The sequence below is a fragment of the Mesorhizobium sp. P2_A12 genome, from assembly GCF_056405075.1.
This window is the reverse complement of record NZ_JBFUCU010000008.1, coordinates 195,014-201,715: the sequence shown is the minus strand read 5'-3', so window position 1 is coordinate 201,715 and position 6,702 is coordinate 195,014. Positions and strand designations below refer to the sequence as shown.

Here is a 6,702-nt window from a genome sequence, read left to right as displayed (position 1 = left end):
CCGAGCCGGAGCCCGCTGAATACGTCAAGATCTGCGACGTCTACGGCGCTGGCTACTTCTACATCCCCGGCACCGAAACCTGCCTGCGCATCGGCGGCTATGTCCGTTACGACATCGGCGGCGGCGACGTCGGCTCGTTCGATGGCGCGAGAAGCGCAGATCACATGGACATCGGTGAGAGCAACGACACCTGGCGCAAGCGGGCCCGTCTCTCGCTGAAGACCTGGACCGGCCAGGAAACCGAGCTCGGCACCTTGAAGACCTACACCGAGACCCGCTTCAACTTCAACAACTCCCAGTCCGACACGAGCCCGGACATCAACGAAGCCGGCAACTCGGGTGCTTCGCTGAACTTCGCCTGGATCCAGCTCGGTGGTCTCCGCGTCGGTAAGGACGAATCGGCCTTCGATACGTTCATCGGCTACGCCGGCGAAGTCATCCAGGATACGCTGGTTCCCTACGGCGGCTTCGACACCAACGTCATCCAGTACTACTTCGATGCTGGCAACGGCTTCTCGGCCGTGGTCTCGCTCGAAGAAGGCTATGGCGCATACACGATCGACAGCTATGTTCCGCATGTCGTCGGCGGCGTGAAGTGGACGCAGGGCTGGGGCGCTATCACCGGCGTCATCGCTTATGACAGCAACTACGAAGAAGTGTCCGGCAAGGTTCGTTTGGACGTGAAAGCGTCTGACGCTATCACGCTGTGGGTGATGGGCGGTTACGGCACCGACGACAACCTCAGCGACGGGACCTTGGCTTTCCCGGCTGGCGGTCGCGGTATGTACAAGCAGTGGGGCGGCAACTGGGCAGTGTGGGGCGGTGGCACCTACAAGTTCAACGAGAAGACCTCGTTCAACGCTCAGATCTCGTATGACGATTGGAAGAATCTCGGCGTCGCCGCGAACATCGCCTACGACGTCGTTCCCGGCTTCACGGTTACGGCCGAAGTCGACTACCTCAATGCAGGCAAGTTCGACGACGCCGACTTCTCCAACTGGACCCATGCCGACAAGAAGAGCAGCGTCGGCGGTATCCTCCGCTTCCAGCGCTCGTTCTAAGGGCTGGTTCTACACAGGTGAAATCCAGCCCGGGCGCACAAACGCCCGGGCTGTTTTTGTTTCGTGACTGGGTCAAGGCAGACAGAAGGAACAGGGGGTAGCGGTAGCTGAATAGGGTCCGTGGGTGATTTCGTGGGATCCGCTGATGGGCGGATGAAATCACAACTGCGTGATTCAAATCTCTTGAAAGGACGCCTCCAAGCGGGTAGGGCTGATCTATCCCACTCGGGGGTGTGGCAAATGATGACGACCGAAGCGATTCAAGAGGGTGAGCCTTCTGATCATTTTTCGATGTTTTCTTCTCAAAAATCGAATATACGATACAGTTACAACAAGATCAGAGAAGTAAAGTCGTATAGGATTCGAGAGCTCTTTTTAGCTTACCGGGACATATTATGGGATGATGGGCGGCATAAATACAATGTCAGCTCTTTCATCGGCGAGATAGATGAGCTTCTCCTAGGGGAGCGATTCAGCGCCCTTGACCAGAGTACCCTGGACAACCTTATTGGTACCTTGCGCCAGCGCGGCAACAGCAACGCAACCATCAATCGAAAGATGGCTGCCCTTAGCAAACTGCTGCGCAAGGCTCATAAGATGGGAGATATCCACAGCCTGCCCGAGTTCCGCCGCCAGAAGGAGCGGGCGGGACGGATTCGTTTCCTCGAGAGGGACGAAGAGGCAAGGCTGTTCGCCGCCATCAGGAGCCGCAGCGAGGATGCCTACAGGCTTTCCGTCTTCCTGGTCGATACAGGATGCCGTCTCGGTGAGGCGCTTGGGCTGATCTGGAACGACATCCAGGAGCATCGCGTCAGTTTCTGGATCACCAAATCCGGTCGCAGCCGCACCATTCCAATGACCGAGCGGGTCAAGGAGGTCATCAAGCTGCCGGCTACCGAAGGCCGACGGCCCAAAGGCCCCTTCACCAAGCTCAGCCAGGCACAGTTCCGTGCCATCTGGAACGATGCCAAAGCCGAAGTCGGCCTTGGCGCCGACGATCAGGTGGTGCCGCATATCTTGCGACACACCTGTGCCTCGCGTCTCGTCCAGGGCGGCATCGACATCCGCCGTGTTCAGATGTGGCTCGGCCACCAGACGCTGTCGATGACCATGCGTTATGCGCATCTGGCCACCAATGACCTCGATGGCTGTGTGGTTGTCCTGGAAACACCTCGCGGCGAGCAACCGGCAAGCAGTGGGGAAGGCTCCATGTTTTCGTCGCCTGTGACCACGCCTTCATCCCCGTCCACAGCACGGAAACAGCGGGACGAATCAGCCGCGGCCTCGCCGAAAGCGCCTCGGAAAAATTCAAAAGCCAAATAGGCGGGCGATCGCCCTATACTGTTGTGACGACCCCAGGACCTCGTTTGGTCTTGGGGGTTGCTTCAGATGTACTGTCGCTCGGCGCGATCAAGGAAAGCGGCGATGGCGTCCGGCAAGTCGCCGGTTTCGAGGAAAGGGGCGTGGCCCTGGCCCTCGACAATGATCGTCTCCATCATGGAATGATGCTCTTGCATCTGCCGTAGCGTGTCTGAGGACAGCAGTCTCGAGTTGGCGCCGCGTATGGTGAGCAATGGGATCGCGGCCAACGCGTCGAATTGCGGCCATAGGGCAGGCAAGGGCTGCGTCAGATCGAGACCCGCAACGGTGTCGACCAGCTTCGGGTCGAAATCCGGCAACAGGCCCTGATCCGTTTCGCGGTTGAGCGCCCATACCATCCGCTCCCAATCCACGTCGGTGAGCGCCGAAAAGTCCTGGGCGTGAACGCTACGTTGGGCAGCCACAGCGTCGGCGAAGGTTCTGGGGTTCGGTGTCCGTTCAAGATAGGACTTGATATGGGCGAGACCGGCCGCCTCGATCACCGGCCCGATGTCGTTGAAAACGATGGCTTTCAGGATAGCCGGCTGCTTCATGCCAAGCACATGGATGATCAGCCCGCCGCGTGATGTTCCGATAAAGGCGGCCGCTTCTATTTCCAATGCCGCCAGCCCGGCAAGGATGTCGCCGGCTTCGACGCCGACATTGTAATGACCGATATCGGCATCATAGGCGGACTGCCCACGCCCGCGGTAATCGAAGGCAACGACCTTGCGCGGAACCGCAACTCGGGCTGAAAGATGGAGCGCAAGCTCATGAAAATCCCGGGCGTTGCGGGTCAGGCCGGGCAGGCAGACCACCGGCCAAGGACCGGCATTCGCGTCACCATAAACGCGCGCATGAAGTTTTAGCCCGTCCGGCGCGTTGTAGAAAAAGTCGGAAAAACCTTCACTGCTCGACATCTGGACGCGATTCCTTCCGGCTGCCTGATCGTCTTCCGACTGCTACAGGCGAGGGAAGGTGGGGTCAAATTGAGACTAGGTGGAGAGAGTCGCCAATCCGCAAGGGGCAGAATCGACAGGTTCGGCGAAGTTACCTCTTGGGGGGTCAGCTTCGGTCAGCCGCGCCCGTTCACCAGATCTCCAACGATGTCGTATTTGCCCGAAATACGCATCTTGTAGACCTCGTAATTCTCCATCACGCGCTGCACGTAACTTCTTGTTTCCGTGTAGGGAATCCGCTCGATCCAGTCGACGACGGCGTCGATGTCCTTGCCGCGCGGGTCGCCGTATTTCGCGACCCACTGGCTGGCCCGGTTGGGACCGGCATTGTAGCCGGCGAAGGTCAGAACATAGGAGCCGTTGAAGCGATCGAGTTGTTCGCCAAGGAAGGCCGAACCAAGCGTCGCGTTGTAACCGGCGTCGGTGGTCAGCCGTGTCTGCGAGAATTGCAAACCGGCCTTCTTCGCCAATTGCTTGGCGGTGCCCGGCATCAGCTGCAGCAGCCCGCGGGCGCCCGCGCTCGACACGGCGCCGATGTTGAATTCGCTCTCCTGGCGGGCGATCGCATAGGCCAGTGCCTTGCCCGAACCGGAAATATTGGCCGAATCGGGAATGACGCCGAGCGGATGCGACAGCGCGCCGACATCGATGCCGCGCGCCCCGGCGATCTTGCCGACTTTCAGCGCCATGAAATGGTTGCCTTGCTTTTCCGCCAAGACCGCGAGCAGCGCCAGTTCGCCCGGGCTGGTCAACTGCCCGGCAAGGTCGCGATAGAGTGTATCGGCATAGCGGTCGTAGCCCGCCTCCTGCAGCCGCTTGATGGCGCTGACGGCCTCGCGGCCGGCAAAATTCTGCCGGTCGGCGGCATCGGGCTGCGGGTAGGCGATGTTGAGCGCCTGCCGGCCGACGCGTTCGGCGGCAAGCTGGCCGTAAAATGTCGTGCCGTAGGCAGCGGCGCGTGCAAAATAGTCCTTGGCGCTGCCCGGGCCGCCGACTTCCGCCGCCCGGCCGAGCCAGTAGTAGGCGCGCGACAGCGTCATCGGTCCCTGGGCGAGATCGGCGATGCGCGCAAAATGTGTTGCAGCAAGCTTTGGATCGTTCAGGCCACGCAGCGCATACCAACCAGCATGGAACTCGGCCTCGGCCGCATTGGTGGCACTTTCGGCGGCATGCGTGGCGACGATCCGGTAGGCCGTCTTCATGTCGCCCTGGTCGACCAGTTCGCGCGACAACACCCGGCGCTCGACCCACCAGGCGTCCGGATCGACCAAAGCTTCGCGATCGGTCGGTGCCTGCATCACGACAGCAGCGGCGTCGGAAAAATTCTCTTTTTTGCGCAGGTATTCGGCCTGCGCGAAGAAGTAGCCGGCCGAACGCTGCGCCGCCGGCACTGCCTTGAGCAGTTTCGGCGCGTTCTTGTCGCCTCTGTCCGCCGCCGCCCAGGCATCGGCAAGCTGCTGGGCACCGGCGAGGCCGGCGACGCGCTGCGCCGAATTCGCCCGATCGGCATAGAACATGCGCTCCATGCGAAAACGATGGTCGGCGGCCGGAATCAGGCTGCCGAATTCCTTGAGCAGCGCCGCCTCGTCCTTGGCCTCCAGGATCGCGGTGCGCCAGAACGGCGACAGCACCGAACGCGCCGCCTTGGCATTGCCCGACGCCACATAGGCGCGAGCGAGAACCCTCACGCCTTCGAATGTCTGCGGCTGGCTGCCGTCGAACGCCGCAATGACGGTATCGGGGGCAGGGTTCTCGCGATAGAGCGCGCGCTCGCTGTTCTTGCGCAAGGCGACGGTGCCCGGCCAGTTGGGCAGCATCTTCGCGGCGGCGGCAATATCGCCGCTCGGAACCTTGTCACCGCCGTAGAGCGCGATCGCCCAGGCAAGGATATGCTGGTCGAGCGAGTGGCCGGGAAGGGCATCACGCACGGCGCGGGCGCCGGGAATGTCGCCAGCCGCCAGCGCATCCAGCCCGCTTTTCAACAGGGCGACGCTTGGCGAGGCATCCTGTGGCGCCTCGGCCTGCAGGTCTGGCATCGGGATGGTCGAGGTGACCTGCACATCGACGCTGCCGCCGATCGCCATGCCCGGCATCAGCGCGAGCGTGGCGCCAAGCAGCGCGAAGAGGTGAGGCCGACTGGTCGGCATGGTCTTTTACGTCTTTCCTTGTCCTGGCATTCTACCAGCAGGCGCAGAGGCCTCGAAGCCTAAACTTAGGTCGTGAAGAGCCCGTAAACAAAGAGTTAGCGCGGTCGTTCGAATTGCGCTTGCTGGCACCATGGCAATGCTTGCCGCGCAACAGTGTCGAGACTATGGTGCGCGGCTTCGCTTTCGGCTAGAAGGCGCGCACGACGAAACACCAATGCATGTCGCCTAAAAGTGGGTACCGGTTTTAGGACATCGATATGCATGAACAATGAAAGTGCCAAGGAGTTGGACGACATGCTGAGAGGCTCGCTTACTGCGCTCGTGACACCGTTCGAAAAGAGCGGGCGTTTCGACGAGAAAGCCTTTCGCGCGTTCGTCGACTGGCAGATCGCCGAGGGCACGACGGGCCTGGTCCCCGTCGGCACCACCGGCGAGTCGCCGACGCTGTCGCATGACGAGCACCGCCATGTCGTCAAGGTCTGCATCGAGGTGGCCAGGGGCCGCGCCCCGGTCGTCGCCGGCGCCGGCTCCAACAACACAGAGGAAGCGGTCGGGTTGGTGCAATATGCTGAGAAGGCCGGCGCCGACGCCGCACTCGTCGTCACGCCCTATTACAACAAGCCGACGCAGCGCGGCCTCTACGCGCATTTCGCCGCCGTCGCCAGGGCAACCAGCCTGCCGATCATCATCTACAACATCCCGCCGCGCTCGGTCATCGACATGAGCCCGGAGACGATGGGCCAGCTGGTGCACGACTTCAAGAACATCATCGGCGTCAAGGATGCCACCGGCAAGGTCGAGCGGGTTTCCGAGCAGCGCGCTACGTGCGGCAAGGATTTCATCCAGCTTTCGGGCGAGGACGCTTCGGCGCTCGGCTTCAACGCGCATGGCGGCGTCGGCTGCATTTCGGTGACGTCGAATGTCGCGCCGCGGCTCTGCGCCGAATTCCAGGAAGCAACGCTTTCCGGCGACAGCGCCAAGGCGCTGGACTTGCAGGACCGCCTGCTGCCGCTGCACAAGGCGATCTTCCTCGAGCCCGGTGTTTCCGGCGCAAAATATGCGCTGTCGAAGCTGGGCAAGGTCGAGAATGTGCTGCGTTCGCCGCTGATGACGGTCGAACAGTCGACCGCCGACAGGATCGATGCGGCGATGAAACATGCCGGCTTGATAAACTAG

General features: G+C 61.5%; 5 protein-coding genes. 3 read left to right on the top strand and 2 right to left on the bottom strand.

The genetic code is table 11. The features are described 5' to 3' along the window. Together AC1DZU_RS19555 and AC1DZU_RS19550 are read left to right on the top strand one after the other, a co-directional pair. The coding region (locus AC1DZU_RS19555; RefSeq protein WP_477287414.1) for a porin at positions 1–1,061 on the top strand (1,061 nt) is incomplete at its 5' end. Between the two features lie 240 nt (positions 1,062–1,301). Then, positions 1,302–2,384, top strand: coding sequence for a tyrosine-type recombinase/integrase (locus AC1DZU_RS19550; RefSeq protein WP_477287412.1), 1,083 nt, complete (start codon positions 1,302–1,304; stop codon positions 2,382–2,384). Between the two features lie 62 nt (positions 2,385–2,446). Here the strand turns inward: AC1DZU_RS19550 and AC1DZU_RS19545 are convergent, their stop codons facing one another. After that, on the bottom strand, positions 2,447–3,340 hold the full coding sequence (locus tag AC1DZU_RS19545; protein ID WP_477287410.1) for an alpha/beta fold hydrolase: 894 nt from the start codon (positions 3,338–3,340) through the stop codon (positions 2,447–2,449). A 155-nt stretch (positions 3,341–3,495) separates the two neighbouring features. Beyond that, positions 3,496–5,526, bottom strand: coding sequence for a lytic transglycosylase domain-containing protein (locus AC1DZU_RS19540; RefSeq protein WP_477287408.1), 2,031 nt, complete (start codon positions 5,524–5,526; stop codon positions 3,496–3,498). A gap of 294 nt (positions 5,527–5,820) precedes the next feature. Between AC1DZU_RS19540 and dapA the strand changes: the two genes are divergently transcribed. Then, entirely contained in the window at positions 5,821–6,702 is an 882-nt protein-coding gene (gene dapA, locus AC1DZU_RS19535) for a 4-hydroxy-tetrahydrodipicolinate synthase (protein ID WP_095086797.1), read from the top strand.